The following is a 15897-nucleotide window of genomic DNA, read 5'->3' as shown; positions in this document are numbered from 1 at the left end:
CCACTCTGGGCGCCGGAGCCGCACGCACTGCACGCAAGACCCCGCGCCCGTCCATTCACGCCGATGCGAAGCGCCGGGCCGGTCGAAGGCGCATCGCGAACGGCCCTGCCACCGCCACGTCATGCCCAGCCCTTCGCCGCAGTTCGCTCCGCTCGCCCAACTCGCCGCCGATCTGCACGCCGGCCGCACGACCAGCCGCGCGCTGGTCGAGACGGCTCTGGAACGGATCGCCGATCCCGCGGGTCAGGGCTCGACCGTCTTCCTGCACGTCGATGCCGCTCAGGCCCGCGCCGCCGCCGACGCCCACGACGCGCTGCGCCGCGCCGGCACGGTGTTGTCGCCGCTGGCCGGCATTCCCGTGTCCATTAAGGACCTCTTCGATATCGAAGGCCAGGTGACGCGCGCCGGCTCGACCGCGCTGAACGACGCCGCACCCGCCCGCGCCGACGCCGTCGCGGTCGCCCGCCTGCGCCGCGCGGGCGCGGTGCTGATCGGCCGCACCAACATGAGCGAGTTCGCGTTCTCGGGCCTCGGGCTCAATCCGCACTACGGCACGCCGCATTCGCCGTGGCACGCCGACGTGCCGGGCGACGCGCGCATCGCGGGCGGCTCGTCGTCGGGCGCGGCGGCCTCGGTCGCGGACGGCATGGCCGCCGTCGCGCTCGGCACCGATACCGGCGGCTCGATCCGCATTCCGTCGGCGCTGTGCGGCATCACCGGCTTCAAGCCCACCGCCAGCCGCATCCCGAAGCAAGGCGGCGTGCCGCTCTCCCGCACCCTTGATTCGTTCGGACCGATCGGCGTCTCGGTGGCCTGCTGCGCGCTGGTGGACCGCATTCTCGCGGGCCGCGAGCCCGGCGTGCCCGCCGTCCGTCCGCTCGATGGCGTGCGCCTCGGCGTGCTGACGAACTACGTCACGGACGGCGTCGAGGCGCCGGTCGCCAGCGCGGTCGCCGCGGCCATCGATCATCTGGCGGCCGCAGGCGCGGTGATCGAAGACGTGCGTTTCGCGCCGCTCGACCGGCTGCCGGAAATCAACCGTTATCCGCTGGTTGCGATCGAAGCCTTTGCGTGGCACCGAAAGCTGATGGCAGAACGCGGCGCGCAATACGATCCGCGCGTGCTGGCCCGCCTGAAGCGCGCCGAAGCGGCGAGCGCCGCGGATTACATCGACTTGTGCGAGGCCCGTGCCGCGATGATCGAGGAAGCGCGCACGACGCTCTGGCAGCGCTTCGACGCGATTATCTGCCCGACCGTGCCGGTGCTGCCGCCGCGCATCGCCGACCTGGACGCCGACGACGACCTCTTCACGCGCACCAACGCGCTCATCCTGCGCAATCCGACCGCCTTCAATTTCCTCGATGCCTGCGGCCTGTCGCTGCCGTGTCACCCGCGCGGCGACGCGCCTGTCGGCCTGATGCTGGCCGGCGCGCCGAACGCCGACGACGCGTTACTGGCCATCGGGCGCGCGGTCGAAGCCGTACTCGACACGACGCGCTGAAGCGGCGGCGCGTCGTCGCGTCTGCGGCGTTCGCGCTAGAATTCACCGTCAAGCGGCGCAACTCAGGCACTTCCTTCTCGAATCGTTGCGGAACAATGAACAACTCTTTACATCACTTCTCGATGCATCAGGGCGACCGCGTCATGCGGCGTGAGCGGCGCCTGCTGGTGCTGCTGGGGCTCGTCAGTCTGGGGCTCGTCGGCGGCGCGCTCTATCTGCAGTTCTATCACGGCGAGGATCCTTGCCCGCTGTGCATCATCCAGCGCTATTTCTTCGTGCTGATCGCTGTCTTCGCGTTCCTCGGCGCGGGCTTCAACAACTGGCGCGGCATTGCGCTGCTGGAGACGCTGGTCGCGCTCTCGGCGCTCGGCGGGCTCGCCACGGCCGTGCGTCATGTGTATGTGCAATCGCATCCGGGCTTCAGCTGCGGGTTCGACGCGTTGCAGCCGGTCGTCGACAGCCTGCCGCCCGCGCACTGGCTGCCGCAGGTGTTCAAGGTCGCGGGTCTGTGCGAAACCCCGTATCCGCCGATCCTCGGGCTGTCGCTGCCGCAATGGTCGCTGATCGCCTTCGCGATCATCTTCGTGCTGGTGCTGGCGAGCCTGCGCTTCAAGCGCAAGCTGCGCGCGACCGCGCGGTAATTCCTGCCGCTCGGGCTGTTCGTTGTTTCCGGGCGGCGCGTTCGCGCCGCCCGTCTCCCCGTTCCAAACCATCTTTCCCGCCACGCATCAGCCCGACCGCATACCCTTGATACGGGGCCGGCAATATTTTTTTGATATTGCGATGCTAAGGTCGTGTCTGGATGGCGATCTACGTGCGCGCAGTCCGTTCTGCCCCAGGCAAGCCGTGTTTTTTCCGGTGAGCCCTGAAACGAACGACAACCGCGTAACGCGCGCCGGGTCCGCAATGTCTTCCTGATCATGACAAAGCACACCATCCGCATCCCCTGTCACGTCTCTCCGCGCACGGCGCCCGCGCGTCCTTGCCGGACCGCTGCGCCCGGCCCTTGCACGTCCGAACACCGGCAGTCTCCGCGCGCGCGGGGGCGCATCGAGCCATCCCGATAAACTACGGATTGCGACGATCCACCCTCACGCCACATTCATTACTTTCCCGGAGCTCCATCGATGCAAGTTTGGCTGAACGACCTGCAACACCTGCTCGCGCACGGCGATGCCGTCGTGCTCGTGACGGTCGCGCGTGTCGAAGGCTCCGCGCCGCGCGAGCCGGGCACGAAGATGATCGTCACGCGCGAGGATGCGCGCTACACCATCGGCGGCGGTCATCTCGAATGGAAGGCCATCGAGACCGCCCGACAAGTCCTGAAGGAAGGCATGCGCCGGCCGCACATGCGCAGGCTCGAACGCTTCGCGCTCGGGCCGAGTCTCGGCCAGTGCTGCGGCGGCGCGGTCGTGCTGGCTTTCGAGCGGCTCGACGTCGCGGACCTGAACTGGGTGACCACACTCGCGAAGCGCACGGCGCAGGGCCTCTCGACCGTGCGCAGCGTGTCCTTCTCGCCGCAGCCCGACGCCGTCATGCTGTCCGATCCCGAAGCGGCCGACGCCGATGCCGACTGTCTGCTCTGGGACGGCGCCGGTTTCGCGGAAAGCGGGCCGCTGCTGACCGAAACCATCGCGCCGCGCGACTTCCAGGTCGTGCTGTTCGGCGCGGGGCATGTGGGCGCGGCGCTCGTGCGCGTGCTCGCGACGCTGCCCTGCCATGTGACCTGGGTCGACGAGCGCGACGCCGCGTTTCCCGCGCCGCAGTTCGTGCCGGACAACGTGACGATCGAGCCGAACGACGCCCCCGACGAAGCCATCGACCGCGCGCCGGCCCACGCCTACTACCTCGTGATGACGCACAACCACACGGTGGACCTCGCGCTGGCGGAGTGCATCCTGCGGCGCGGCGACTTTGCGTTCTTCGGCATGATCGGCTCGTTCACGAAGAAGAAACAGTTCGAGCACCGGCTCGTGGCGCGCGGCATCGACCCGGCGCGCATCGCGCGGATGGTGTGCCCGATCGGCATCGACGGCATCGTCGACAAGGCGCCCGAGGTGATCGCGGTCGCGGCAGCCGCCCAGCTGCTGCAAGCGGTCGAAGCCAACACGCATGCGCGTGCGTCGTCGCAACAGAGCGTCTGAGCCCGGACGCAAGACAAGCCCCAACCCATCACAGCCCATGAATCCCACATTCGCCGACAAGATCGCGCACGCGCCCAAGGCCGAGTTGCATATCCACATCGAAGGCTCGCTCGAACCCGAGCTGATCTTCGCGCTCGCGCAGCGCAACGGCGTGCCGCTCGCGTACGACTCCATCGACGCGCTGCGCGCCGCCTACGCGTTCACCGACCTGCAATCGTTCCTCGACATCTACTACGCCGGCGCGAGCGTGCTGCTGCACGAGCAGGACTTTTACGACATGACGGCCGCCTACGTCGAACGCGCGCTGGCCGATCACGTCACGCACACGGAAATCTTCTTCGATCCGCAGACGCACACCGAACGCGGCGTGCCGATCGAAACGGTCGTGGCCGGCATCGAACGGGCGCTGGCCGATGCCGAAAAGCGCGGCCTCACGTCGAAGCTGATCCTGTGTTTCCTGCGCCATCTGTCCGAGGAAGACGCGCTCGCCACCTATGAAAGCGCGCTGCCGCTGTTCGACCGGTACGCGCATCGGCTGATTGGCGTGGGACTCGATTCGTCGGAACGCGGCCATCCGCCGTCGAAGTTCGAGCGCGTGTTCGCGAAGGCGCGCGAGCGCGGCCTGAAACTCGTCGCGCATGCGGGCGAGGAAGGCCCGCCGTCCTACGTCTACGAGGCGCTCGATCTGCTGAAAGTGGACCGCGTCGATCACGGCGTGCGCAGCATCGAGGACGCGGCGCTGGTTGCCCGTCTCGCGGATGCACGCATCGCGCTGACCGTGTGTCCGCTGTCGAACCTCAAGCTGTGCGTGTTCGACGACATGACCAGGCACACGCTGAAAGACCTGCTCGATCAGGGCGTCGCCGTGATGATCAATTCCGACGATCCCGCGTACTTCGGCGGCTACGTCAACGCGAACTACTTCGCAATCGTCGATGCGCTAAGGCTCGACGATCACGAGGTCTACACGCTGCTGCGCAACAGCCTGGAAGCGTCGTTCGTGACCGACGCGCAGCGCGCCGACATGATCGCGCGCCTGGACGCGTACTGGAAGCAGTGAGCCCATGCACACGACCGCAACGTCCAACCAGGACATGACCGCCATCGAACGCTTCTTCGGCGTGCGCGCGGCGGGTTCGCGCGTGAAGACGGAAGTCGTCGCGGGCATCACGACCTTCCTCACGGCGATGTACATCATCGTCGTCAATCCGGGCATCCTGTCGCAGGCGGGCGTGCCGTTTCCGGCGGCGCTCACGGCGACCGTCATCGTGAGCTTCCTCGGCAGCTGCGCGATGGGCCTGTATGCGCGCAATCCGGTGCTCGTCGCGCCCGGCATGGGCATGAACGCGCTGTTCGCCTTCGTCATGGTGCACGGCGGCAAGATGCCGTGGCAGACCGCGCTCGGCTGCGTGTTCTGGTCCGGCGTGATCTTCGCGGTGCTCGCGGCCTTCAACGCACGCAAGCTTGTTGTCGATGCCATTCCGGCCAACCTGCGGCACGCGGTCTCGTGCGGCATCGGGCTGTTCATCAGCCTGATCGGCCTCGTCAACGCGAAGTTCGTCGTGAGCGATCCGGTCACGGTCGTGCATTCGGCGTCGCTGAATCCGGTCGTCATCACGTTTCTGATCGGGCTCGCGGTCACCACCATCCTGGTCGCGCGCAAGGTCACGGGGGCGCTGATGCTGGGCATCGTGTTCACGACGCTCATCGCGCTGCCGATCGGCCGCTGGTGGGGCGATGGCACGGCCTACTGGCCCGCCGCCATCGCGACCAAAACGCTCGTCAACTGGAACGGCCTGTTCGCCGCGCCGGACTTCTCGGCCATCGGCCAGCTCGACCTGATGGGTTCGCTCAAGGTCATTTACTGGCCGTTCATCTTCGTGATGCTGTTCACGTCGTTCTTCGACGCGCTCTCCACCTTCATGGCGATCTCCGAAGCCGGCAAGCTCTACGACCAGGACGGCAATCCGCGCAACATCCGCCAGTCGATGATGGTCGATTCGTTCTCCGCGCTCGTGTCCGCGCCGCTCGGCACCAGCCCGGCGAACGCGTATATCGAATCGGCGGCGGGCATTTCGGCGGGCGGGCGCACCGGGCTGGTGGCCGTCGTGGCCGGCCTGTGCTTCCTGCCGTTCCTGTTCCTCTCGCCGCTGCTGTCGCTGATTCCGGCCATCGCCACCGCGCCCGCGCTCGTGCTCGTCGGCGTTTTCATGATGGAGGCGATCACGAAGATCGAATGGCAGCGTTTCGACGAAGCCATTCCCGCCTTCCTCGCGATGATCCTGATCCCGTTGACCTATTCGATCACGGATGGCGTCGCGTACGGCTTCCTCGCGTTCGTCGTGCTGAAGACGGCGACGGGCCGCGCCCGGGAAGTCAAGCCGGCGATGTGGATCATCGCGGCCTTTGCCTTGGTTCTGCTTTCGCAGTTGTAGTCCATTCACAGAAACGGAGACGTTGCATCATGACTCAGACCGCCTGGCGCGCCCAGTTGCTGACTTTCCGGGAAGATCCCGCGCATGCCGCCGACGGCGCGGTGTATGAGGCCGACGGCCTGTTGATCGTCGAGGATGGCAAAGTGGTCGCGGCGGGCGCGTATGCGTCGGTGCGCGATCAGCTCGCCGCCGATGCGACCGTCCACACGATGCGCGACAAGCTGATCGTGCCGGGTTTCATCGACTCGCACATTCACTATCCGCAGACGGACATGATCGCGTCGCCGGCGCCGGGCCTGTTGCCCTGGCTCAACACCTACACGTTCCCGACCGAGCGCGGCTTCGACAATCCGGCGCTCGCGCGCGAGACGGCCAGCTTCTTCCTCGACGAACTGCTCGCCTGCGGCACGACCACGGCATTCGTCTACTGCACGGTGCACAAGCAATCCGCCGAGGCCTTCTTCACGGAAAGCGAGTCGCGCGACCTGCGCATGATCGCGGGCAAGGTGCTGATGGATCGCAACTGCCCCGAGTTCCTGCGCGACACCGCGCAATCCGGATACGACGACAGCGCCGAACTGATCGCGCGCTGGCACGGACGCGGCCGCCAGCAGTACGCGCTGACGCCGCGTTTTGCGCCGACCTCCACGGAAGCGCAGCTCGAAGCGTGCGGCGCGCTGGCGCAGCAGCATCAGGACGTGTTCATCCAGACGCACGTGGCGGAAAACACCGACGAGATCAAATGGGTCGAGAGCCTGTTCCCGGGGCATCGCAGCTATCTCGACATCTACGATCACTACGGTCTGCTGCGTCGCCGCTCGGTGTATGGCCACTGCATCCATCTCGACGACCGCGACCGCGAACGCATGGCGGAAACCGGCGCGGTGGCGTCGCACTGCCCGACGTCGAACCTGTTCCTCGGCAGCGGCCTGTTCGACTTCGAGAAGGCCGGCGCGGCCAACATGCCGGTGGCGATGGCAACGGACGTCGGCGGCGGCACGTCGTTCTCGATGCTCCAGACCATGGGCGCCGCGCACAAGATCGCGCGCCTGACCGGCCACCATCTGACCGCGACGCGCATGTTCTGGCTCGCCACGACCGGCGCAGCACAGGCGCTGGAACTCGACGACCGGATCGGCACGCTCGCGCCCGGCAGCGAAGCGGACTTCGTCGTGCTCGATCCGAACGCGACGCCGCTGCTGGCGCGCCGCACGTCGCGCACCGAGTCGCTGGAAGAGTTGCTGTTCGCGTTCGCGCTGCTCGGCGACGACCGCGCGGTCTTCGAGACGCATGCCGCCGGCAAACGCGTGCATACGCGCGACGGGCGCAAGACGGTCATCCTCGACAAGGCGGCATGAAGCCGCCTATCGAAGCGCGCTGCCCGGTCCGGCGATCCGGGCCGGCCCGAGTACGCTGTTGAGCAACAGATCGCTGTTCGGCAGGAACTCCATCATCGCGTAGATCCCATTGCCGAACAGGCCGGGGCCGAGGATCGTCGTCTGCACGTCCGCGCCCGTGCCGTCCCAGTCGAGACCCTTGATGGTCCAGCCTTGATGGTTCGCGGGGTAATACCCGCTCACCAACACCACCTTCGAGCGCGAACTCATTGCGGGCACCATGTTGTCCGACGAGATATCCGGACGTGCCCACGCGGATGCCCATGTGTGCATCTGCGGATCCCAGGTGAAGCGCTGGACACCGAGCGGCGAAGGCGGCGCGCCCGGCAGGCCGCGAATGAGGTTGTCGACCACTGGCGTCGTGCCCGTGTTCGAGGCGGAGATATTGTTCGCCACGAACGCGCCGTAGCCATTGACGGTCACGGATTGATCGGTCTGGATATCGCCGGCATAGCTGGGCGGCAAGCCGCAGGTCACCGGAATCTGCCCGGCAATGCGATCCGTTTGGCCGATGGGAATCTGATCACGCCAGAACGCCACGAGCCCCATGCGCTTCTTGCCGTCCGTGATGACGACCAGGTGATCGGAATCGCCGCTGCCGAAACCCATCAGCGTCGGCGTGCTTCCGGAACCGGAACCGAACAGCGTGTAGAACGTATCGCCGGTTGGATACGGGGAACTCCATGCGCCGTCCGCCGCGCTGTCCGACAATGCCGTGCCGGTCCAGACGACCTTGCGCATCAGCTTGTCGGACACGATGTAGATCCCGTTGTCCTGATCGACCGCCGCCGAGTTGCTGATGCTCTCGTCACTGCCGAAGACCAGCGACGGCACCGCACCCGTGAAGCTCCGGTCCAGGATATGCACCGAGCGCGTTCCCAGCACGACGAGCTTGCCGTCGTAGGTCATCACGATGCCGGTCAGCGCTTCTCCGGCTTGCAGGAAGGTGGTGGTGTCGATCGAGCGCAGGATGTTGATCTGCTTGCCTCGAAGTCCGTCCGACACGCCCAGCGCCAGAATCCGCGTGCCGGTGTTGAGGTACAGCACATTGTTGTTGTCGACGACGCTGTAGGCCGACGAGATACCGCCCGAACCGGACGACAGTTGCTTGAGAAAGGACTGCGCCGAGGCCACCCTGGCTTGCAGATCGACGGGCTCTCTCCGGACGTTGGCAAGCAGTGCGTTCAGCTGGATGACGGTTGCGGGCTGCACGCCCGGCAGCAGGGTCCGCGCGACCGCCTTGAAGCCGTTGTGGCGGACGTCGATGTATTCGACCCCCGTGGCCGACACGCCCCACATGGCGTCAGGCGACGTGCTGGCGAGCGTCATGAGATTGACGGGGCCGGCCGGAACCTGAGGCACGGAGCCGAGCGGCACCGTCTGCGTGCCGCGGTTCACCGGATAAGGCAAGGCGTTGGTCTGCGCGGAACCGAAGTGGCTGATGGCGAGCCTCGGCGCGGCGAGAAAGGGATTCGGCGGCGGATTCGCTGCACACGCCACGCCGGGAACAGCGCAGCACAGCAACGACGCAAGCAGCCTTCGAAGTGCAACCAGGGTTCGAACCATGTCAACCTCCCACGCGAGTTGTTGCCGCTGCGACAACCACCGGACGATGCTCGCGCCACGCTGCGTGCGCGTCGGACAGGTGGTCAGAAACGTGCGGCTTCTGGAGTAGGGAAACGCGCGATGAAACGACAAGCCGGCAAGCTGACCCCGCGCGCTGGCATCGATTCACTTCGCGAAACGCAGAGCACACGGTAGCCGACTTGCCTTGGCCAGACCGCCGTTCAAACCTAATTTGACGAATCGCGGCATGCATGCGGCGGGCGGCCATCGATGCGCATTTTTGGCATGTCCGCATCATTCGGATTAGTACGATGGCGGAGAACGTTTCGGCTTCTTAACATTCGGGCTGCGTGGAAGCCTGACAGGAAGCATCGACATCGAATGGCCTGACGGCACGTTCCTGATCGAACACGAAGAGGCGTTGCTCAAACGGAAGACCCGCTGTGTTTTCAGCTATCGAGACCGACAAGTTATTCAGGCTGTTTCTCATGTCTGGCTCAGGACGTTCCAGGCTCTCGCTTCACGCGCGGAAGACCTTGCCCCGTTTTCGCGGTTATCGATCGACCACGCTGGCAGCGCGCAAGATCATCGCGGCGGTTATAGCGATCTCCAGCATGCTGATCGGCGCCCGATGCGCGCATGCCTGTGCGCCGTCGACGATCTTTCCAGACACATCCGTCACGTTCCCGGCCACCATCAGCGTGCCCGCCAACGCGCCGGTGGGTTCGGTCATCGCCACGGTGAGCGCGCCGATTCCGAATACGGCCGGGGCGACCTACAGCGATAACTGCGGCAATGGCGGCACGATTTACTGGGCCATTGCCGCCACTTATGTTCAGGCGAACCGGACAGGCACGACCTCGGTTCCAGGCATCGGATACACCTCGTCGGTATCCGGTGGCGGCCTCAGCGGTCCCGCCACGATGGACACCGCCATCAACGGTCCGTCGCTTCCCAACAATTCAGGCGCCAACTATTTTTCTTCGCAGGTTACCGTCATGGTCAATCTCGTCGTCACCGGACCCGTCAAGGGCGGCGTGCTGACGTTGAACCCGACCGGGGTCGGCGCCAATGGGGTCGTTGGATACTTCTTCGCCGGTAACAACGGACTCTACGCGTTTCGCGTCATTTCGCCGGGCGGGGCGACATCCATCACCGCACGCGGCTGCAACGTCACCACGCCGTCCGTGGGGGTCACCCTGCCCTCTGTTTCACCTTCCAGTCTGGCGAGCACCGGCGCCGTGGCGGGAGACACCTCCTTCTCGCTCGGCCTGAACTGCTCGGCCGGCACGCGGGTCAATCTCACCCTGACCGATGCCACCACGCCGTCCAATACGTCGACTGTGCTGACACTGGGAAGCGGATCGACGGCATTCGGTGTGGGCATGCAGATACTCAACGGCATGACGCCGATCGCTTACGGGCCGGATTCCAGCGCCGCCGGGAACAGCAATCAATGGTCGGCCGGCACGGCGAACGGCGGTCCGATGACGATCCCGCTGAACGTGCGGTACATACGCACCGCGAATCCGATCACGCCAGGCAAAGTCGCCGGCCTGGCGACCTTCACCATGTCGTATCAATAAAGACGCACAGCAAGCAAGCGCAGATCCCCGCGCACGCTCTCGACAGTCCAAGCACTTTTATTGCATTCTCGTTAAAGTGCAGCCTGTCACGATCCCGCGCCGCCATGAAGAAGCCCGCCTCCCGAATCACATTGATTGCGCTGTCGCTGGCGCTGGCCTCGTTCAGCGCATTCGTCCACGCGCGTGCGCTCGAAGCGCAGCTCGACTGCAAGTCGACGCCGCACGATTTCATCGCGCCGCTACAGGACGACAATCTGCTGGAGAAGAAGCCGATGCGGGTCGAGGCGAACTCGGTCAACGCCTTCCGTGCCGTGAAGGGCGCGACGCTGACGGCCTACGGTTTCAAGGTCTACGCGCTGGTCGCGTATCAGAAGGACGATCCGCTCTTCAAGCAGGGCAAGGGCGAGCCGATCGGCGATGCGGCTTATGGCGCGGTCGTCTGGGGCGGCGACGAGGAAGTCGCGCAAAAGGTGCGCGAGGCAGGCAGCGACGCGGTGGTGCACCACGTCGCGCCTTTCATCACGGCGATTTTCTGCAAGCAGTAATCGCCTGGAACGCAGTGCTCAGCGCAACAGTTCCACGAAGGACGAGATCAGCCGGTCCATGTCGGCCGTGTCGAGCGCGCCCATGGTCGAGATACGGAACAGTTCCTTCGACAAACCGCCCTGCCCCGCATAGATCACGAAGCCCTTGGCCTTCAGTGCATCGTGCAGGGTTTCGTACGTGACGCCCTGCGGCAGCCGGTACGCCCGCAACACCACCGACGACTCTTCCGGCGCAAGCGCGCTCTCGATGCCCAGCGCCGCCAGTCCCGCGCGCACCTGTTCCGCGAGTGTCGCGTAACGCTGATGCCGCGCGCGCCAGCCGCCTTGTTCTTCGAACTCGCGCAGCGCTTCGACCAGCGCGTAGTACGCATGGACCGAAGGCGTGAACGGCGTGTTGCGCTGATCCTGCAGCTTCGCGAGCCGCGCGATGCCGAGGTAGTACGTGCGGCTCGCGGCCTGCGCCAGCGCGGTCCGGCGCGCGATGACGAACGCCGCGCCCGGCACGCCGTGCAGGCACTTGTTGGCCGTCGCGGCGATCGCGGCGATGCCGCCGCCGTCGAAATCGATCGCCTCGGCACCGAAGCTGCTCACCGCATCCAGCAACAGGCCGACGCCGCGCTCGGCGCATGCGCGCGACAACTGATCGAGCGCATTGAGACGGCCGGTCGTGGTCTCGTGATGGATGATGGCGAGATTCGTAAAGCTCTTGCTGTCGAGCAGGCGGATGATCGCGTCGATGTCCGGCGCCTGCATCCACTCGTACTTCACGACTTCATGCTCGATGCCGTATTGCTGCGCGATCTGCGCGATGCGCTCGCCATACACGCCGTTTTCCACGATCAACAGACGCCCGCCTTCCGGCACGAGGCCGGCGATCATGCTTTCGACGGCCGCGGTGCCCGAGCCCGTCATCAGCACGGCGCTCCAGACGGCCGGATCCAGTTCGTAGGCAGCGACGAGACGGCGGCGCGCCTCATCCTGCAGATCGAAGAATTCCGGCTCGCGATGGCACAGGTCGGTTTGCAGCAGGCTCTTGCGCACGCGTTCGCTCAGCGTGACAGGACCCGGATTGAGCAAAAGCATCAACGGCCTCCAATGTGGTGTTGCAAACGGGCGCGCACGTCCTCGGGCGTGACCTTCGGACGCGGCAGGTCGGCGGGCGTTCCGGTGGTGATTGACAGGCGCGCGAAGCGGGCGCCGTCACCATTCTCCGCGTCGAACAGGCGGTCGACCACGCCGATATCGTCGCCGTCGAGCGCGAGCGCATAGCCGCATGCCGACGCGACCGACGCGAAATCCACGCCGCGCGACACGGTCGCCTGGCCGCCGGTCGATTCGTGCGCGCCGTTGTCGAGCAGCAGGTGTACGAGGTTCTTCGGCCCATAGGCGCCGAGCGTCGCGAAGACGCCCATGCGCATCAGCGCGGCGCCGTCGCCGTCGACGGCCACCACGGTCAGGTCCGGCCGCGACAACGCAAGACCGAGCGCCATCGGCGTGACGCAGCCCATCGAGCCGACCAGATACAGCTGATTCGCGCGGTCGTCGATGGCGTAGAGTTCGCGGCCGCAGAAGCCGGTCGAGGCCAGCACGACGGTCGAATCCTGCGGCGTGCGCGCGATCACCCGTTGCAGCGCGGCGTGGCGCGTGACACGTTCGCCCGCGAAACGCGCGACTTGCGCCGGCGCGTCATGGGCGCGCAAGCCTGAGAGGCCGCTCGTCTTCAGTTCGTACGGCGCGACGCTGCCCTTCTGCATCACGAGCGCATAGGGACGGCCGGTGCTGTCCATATATTCGGTCGCGCGGTCGAGCGCCGGGCCGATCTGCTCCGCTTCCGTCGGGAACAGTTCCCATGGAATCTCCATGGTGTCGAGCATCTGCGGCGTGATCGGGCCCATCAGCGCGTGCTGCGGTTCGTCATGCACGCCGGGCTGGCCGCGCCACGTGACGATCAGCAACTGCGGCAGACGGAAAGTCCAGGTGAGCGACGTGAGCGGGCTCACGGCATTGCCAAGACCGGAGTTCTGCATCATCGCGATGCCGCGGCGCTTCGTTTCACCGGAGCCGCCGCCGAGCGCGACGCCCGCGATCAGCGCGACCGCATCGCCTTCGTTCGCCGCCGACACGTAATGCAGCGACTCGTCCTGCAACACGTAGTTGATGAAGGGCGTGAGATACGAGCACGGCACGCCCGCGTACCAGTCGAAGCCGCGAGTGCGCGCGGCCTCGACGAACTGGGCGGCCTCAATCACGCGCGCGCTCCGTGCTGTCCAGGCCGTCCGTACCGATCGGCGTCTGGCCGTGCGCGAAATCGCCCGCACGGCGGAAGTCATCGAGATCGTTCACGCCGCGCCAGTGGCCATGCACGTATTGCACTTCGATCTTCTGGCCCGCCGCCAGCAGCGCGTTGAGCAGCGCGGCCATGTCGAGGGTGTCGAAGTCCGGGCGCTGCTGCAATTCGCCAAGCGCGGCGAGCAGGCGCTCACGCGCGCCCGCGCGCACGTTGATGAGACCCATCCAACGGCCTTGCGGCGCGCGTCCCGGCTGCGCGTTCTGTCCCGCGCCGACCACGCTTTCGAGCCACACTTTCTGGCCAAACAGCGCGCGGTCGTCGCCGGTCGAGCAATAGGCGAAGTCGGTGGCGGATTCACCGGCTTGCGGCGCCTGCGACGAATCGACCACCACGCAGAAGTCGCTGTCCGACTCCACCAGATCGCGCAGGATGTAGCTGCGGAACAGCAAGTCGCCGTAGGAAATGACGGTGTCGCCGTTCAAGTGCTCAGCGGCGCACGCCAGCGACGCGAGTTCGCCCGTCGATGCATGCCGCTCGTTGACGACCAGACGCACGCCGCCCTTCTCGATGGCATCGGCGCGATAACCGCCCACCACGGTGATGTCGTTGATGCGCTCCTTCTTGAACGCTTCGACGAGATGGCGCAGCAGCGGCTTGCCCGCCACCGGCAGCATCACCTTCGGACGTTCTTCGGTGAGCGCTTCGAGGCCCGCGCCGCGGCTCGCGGCCAGCACCACCGCGCTGCGCTTCTCGTTGGCCGCGCTCAGATAGATGTTCTCGGCAGCCGAATATTCGTCCGCGTCCTGCAAACGGAAAATCTCGTTGACTGCCGCGATGCGGTCTTCCACGTTGACGAGCGTTTCGCTGTCGTGGATTTCCTTCGCGATCGCCTGCATTGCAGAGACGGCGCCGCGAATCAGATGGTTCGCCCAGATCACGCAGCTGATGCCGGCCTGGCGGAACGCGTCGGTCGGCGTGCTGTAGTACTTCGTCGGCACGATGACGAGCGGACCGCGTCCTGCCCACTCGCGCGCGAACGTGAGAATCTCGTCCGGCTTCGAAAGCTTGCTGTGGATCAGGATCGCATCCGCGCCTGCCTGGCGATACGCCTCGGCGCGCTTCAGCGCTTCTTCCATGCCCCAGCCCGCGATCAGCGCTTCCACGCGCGCGACGATCGAGAAGTTCGGATCGCTCTGCGAATCCTTGCCGGCCTTGATCTTGCCGCAGAATTCATCGATGTCGGCGAGCGGCTGCGCTTCGCCATTGATGAAGCTGTTGGTCTTCGGAAACTGCTTGTCCTCGATGCACACGCCCGCGATGCCGCGCTGCTCCAGCTTCTTCACCAGACGCCGCACGTTGTTGAAGTTGCCATAGCCGGTGTCGCCGTCGAGCAGGATGGGCAGGTCGCTCGCGTCCGCCATGAACTCGAGGTTGTCGACCACCTGGGTCCAGCTCGCTTCGTTGTTGTCGCGCACGCCGAATTGCGCGGAGATCGACAGGCCCGAGCCCCAGATCGCCTTGAAGCCGGCTTCTCTCGCGATACGCGCCGAAATGCCGTTGTGCGCTTCCATCAGGAATTCGAGGCGGTTGCTTTGCAGCATCTCGCGCAGGCGCAGTGTGCGCGAATAGCCGACGGGAATTTGGGTAGGTGCGTTCATTGTTGGGAGGCTCCGGCAAACTGATGCAGCGCGTTGAGTTGCGGCAGGACTTCGTCGGCCGCGCGCTTCACGTCATTCTGAAAATCGATTTCGATCCACGGTGCGCCGGTCACATCGGCGATGTCGAACACGTGGGACTTTTCCAGCAGCAGGTCGCGCACCGCTTCTTCGTGCGGCAGCTTCGCGCGGCCCGTGGCGACGTAGTCGGCGCAGATCTCGGCGAGGCGCGTGGCCGTCGCGTGGTCGAAGCGGAAGAAGCCGACCGATTCGCCGATCGTGTCGTACTGCAAACCCGCCGCGACCTGCTTGCGCAATTCCACCGGCACGCCGTTTTCGACGCACAGCTTCACCGGCTCGTCGCCGGCTTCGAAGTCGCGGTCGATCAGCAGGCGGTTCACGCTCGCACCCGCCACCAGCGGCGCGAAAATGCGCTCGTCGTAAAGCACGTCGGCGTCCATCAGCAGGACGTCGCCGCCGCGCGTCATGGCGTCCCGCGCGGTATGCACGGACAGCACGCTGCCGAGCGTGAATTCATCGTTGACGACGACTTCGCTCGCGGGCTTCCAGTCGATCGACGCGAGTTCCGCCTCGATCTGCTCGCTCTTGAAGCCGGTCACGAAGACCACTTCAGTCACGCCGGCGGCTTTCAGGAAATGCAGATGGCGTTCGAGCAGCGAGGCATCGCCGAAACGCAGCAAGCACTTGGGCTTCTGCTGGCCTTCGGGTTGCACGAGACGCAGACCCATCCCGGCCGCAAGAATAATTGCGCGCATGG

Annotated in this window: 13 protein-coding genes; 8 read left to right on the top strand and 5 right to left on the bottom strand. The window is 65.9% G+C overall.

The features are described 5' to 3' along the window. The first annotated feature begins 121 nt into the window (after positions 1 to 121). The 6 genes from QCE88_RS05410 to guaD all read left to right on the top strand — a co-directional run bounded on the left by QCE88_RS05410 (position 122) and on the right by guaD (position 7438). Positions 122 to 1501 (top strand): amidase, encoded by a 1380-nt coding sequence (locus QCE88_RS05410; protein ID WP_309899853.1) that lies wholly within the window; start codon positions 122 to 124, stop codon positions 1499 to 1501. Positions 1502 to 1623: 122 nt separating this feature from the next. Beyond that, a complete protein-coding gene (locus QCE88_RS05405; protein ID WP_309903416.1) occupies positions 1624 to 2142 on the top strand; it encodes a disulfide bond formation protein B in 519 nt (172 codons plus the stop codon). Positions 2143 to 2628: 486 nt separating this feature from the next. Then, positions 2629 to 3645 (top strand): xanthine dehydrogenase accessory protein XdhC, encoded by a 1017-nt coding sequence (gene xdhC, locus QCE88_RS05400; RefSeq protein WP_309899851.1) that lies wholly within the window; start codon positions 2629 to 2631, stop codon positions 3643 to 3645. Between the two features lie 37 nt (positions 3646 to 3682). Continuing rightward, entirely contained in the window at positions 3683 to 4705 is a 1023-nt protein-coding gene (locus QCE88_RS05395) for an adenosine deaminase (RefSeq protein WP_309899849.1), read from the top strand. 4 nt (positions 4706 to 4709) lie between these two features. Beyond that, a complete protein-coding gene (locus QCE88_RS05390) occupies positions 4710 to 6080 on the top strand; it encodes an NCS2 family permease (RefSeq protein WP_309899847.1) in 1371 nt (456 codons plus the stop codon). Positions 6081 to 6109: 29 nt separating this feature from the next. Beyond that, positions 6110 to 7438 carry a guanine deaminase gene (guaD, locus tag QCE88_RS05385; RefSeq protein WP_309899844.1) on the top strand — a complete coding sequence of 443 codons (1329 nt, stop codon included), beginning with the start codon at positions 6110 to 6112 and terminating at the stop codon, positions 7436 to 7438. Positions 7439 to 7444: 6 nt separating this feature from the next. Here the strand turns inward: guaD and QCE88_RS05380 are convergent, their stop codons facing one another. Then, positions 7445 to 9043 (bottom strand): hypothetical protein, encoded by a 1599-nt coding sequence (locus QCE88_RS05380; protein ID WP_309899842.1) that lies wholly within the window; start codon positions 9041 to 9043, stop codon positions 7445 to 7447. Between the two features lie 614 nt (positions 9044 to 9657). On the opposite strand from QCE88_RS05380, the gene QCE88_RS05375 reads away from it, so the two are divergent. Both QCE88_RS05375 and QCE88_RS05370 read left to right on the top strand, forming a co-directional pair. Next, positions 9658 to 10629 carry a fimbrial protein gene (locus QCE88_RS05375; protein ID WP_309899841.1) on the top strand — a complete coding sequence of 324 codons (972 nt, stop codon included), beginning with the start codon at positions 9658 to 9660 and terminating at the stop codon, positions 10627 to 10629. A gap of 104 nt (positions 10630 to 10733) precedes the next feature. Further along, the gene (locus tag QCE88_RS05370; protein ID WP_309899840.1) at positions 10734 to 11174 is read left to right on the top strand and encodes a hypothetical protein; all 441 of its coding nucleotides are present in this window, start codon (positions 10734 to 10736) and stop codon (positions 11172 to 11174) included. A gap of 18 nt (positions 11175 to 11192) precedes the next feature. On the opposite strand, the gene QCE88_RS05365 is transcribed toward QCE88_RS05370, so the two are convergent. The 4 genes from QCE88_RS05365 to QCE88_RS05350 are packed head-to-tail and all read right to left on the bottom strand — an operon-like array spanning position 11193 to position 15895. After that, positions 11193 to 12257 carry a 2-aminoethylphosphonate aminotransferase gene (locus tag QCE88_RS05365; RefSeq protein WP_309899837.1) on the bottom strand — a complete coding sequence of 355 codons (1065 nt, stop codon included), beginning with the start codon at positions 12255 to 12257 and terminating at the stop codon, positions 11193 to 11195. Next, on the bottom strand, positions 12257 to 13423 hold the full coding sequence (gene aepY / locus QCE88_RS05360) for a phosphonopyruvate decarboxylase (RefSeq protein WP_309899835.1): 1167 nt from the start codon (positions 13421 to 13423) through the stop codon (positions 12257 to 12259). The genes QCE88_RS05365 and aepY overlap by 1 nt, the downstream gene beginning before the upstream one ends. Next, on the bottom strand, positions 13416 to 15122 hold the full coding sequence (gene aepX, locus QCE88_RS05355) for a phosphoenolpyruvate mutase (RefSeq protein ID WP_309899833.1): 1707 nt from the start codon (positions 15120 to 15122) through the stop codon (positions 13416 to 13418). The genes aepY and aepX overlap by 8 nt, the downstream gene beginning before the upstream one ends. Beyond that, entirely contained in the window at positions 15119 to 15895 is a 777-nt protein-coding gene (locus QCE88_RS05350; protein ID WP_309899832.1) for a phosphocholine cytidylyltransferase family protein, read from the bottom strand. Before QCE88_RS05350 ends, aepX begins: the two co-directional genes overlap by 4 nt. Positions 15896 to 15897: the final 2 nt, after the last annotated feature.

It is taken from the genome of Caballeronia sp. LZ035 (assembly GCF_031451175.1).
Lineage (GTDB): Bacteria > Pseudomonadota > Gammaproteobacteria > Burkholderiales > Burkholderiaceae > Caballeronia.
The sequence above is the reverse complement of the archived record's forward strand: the minus strand, read 5'-3'. Positions and strand labels throughout refer to the sequence as shown.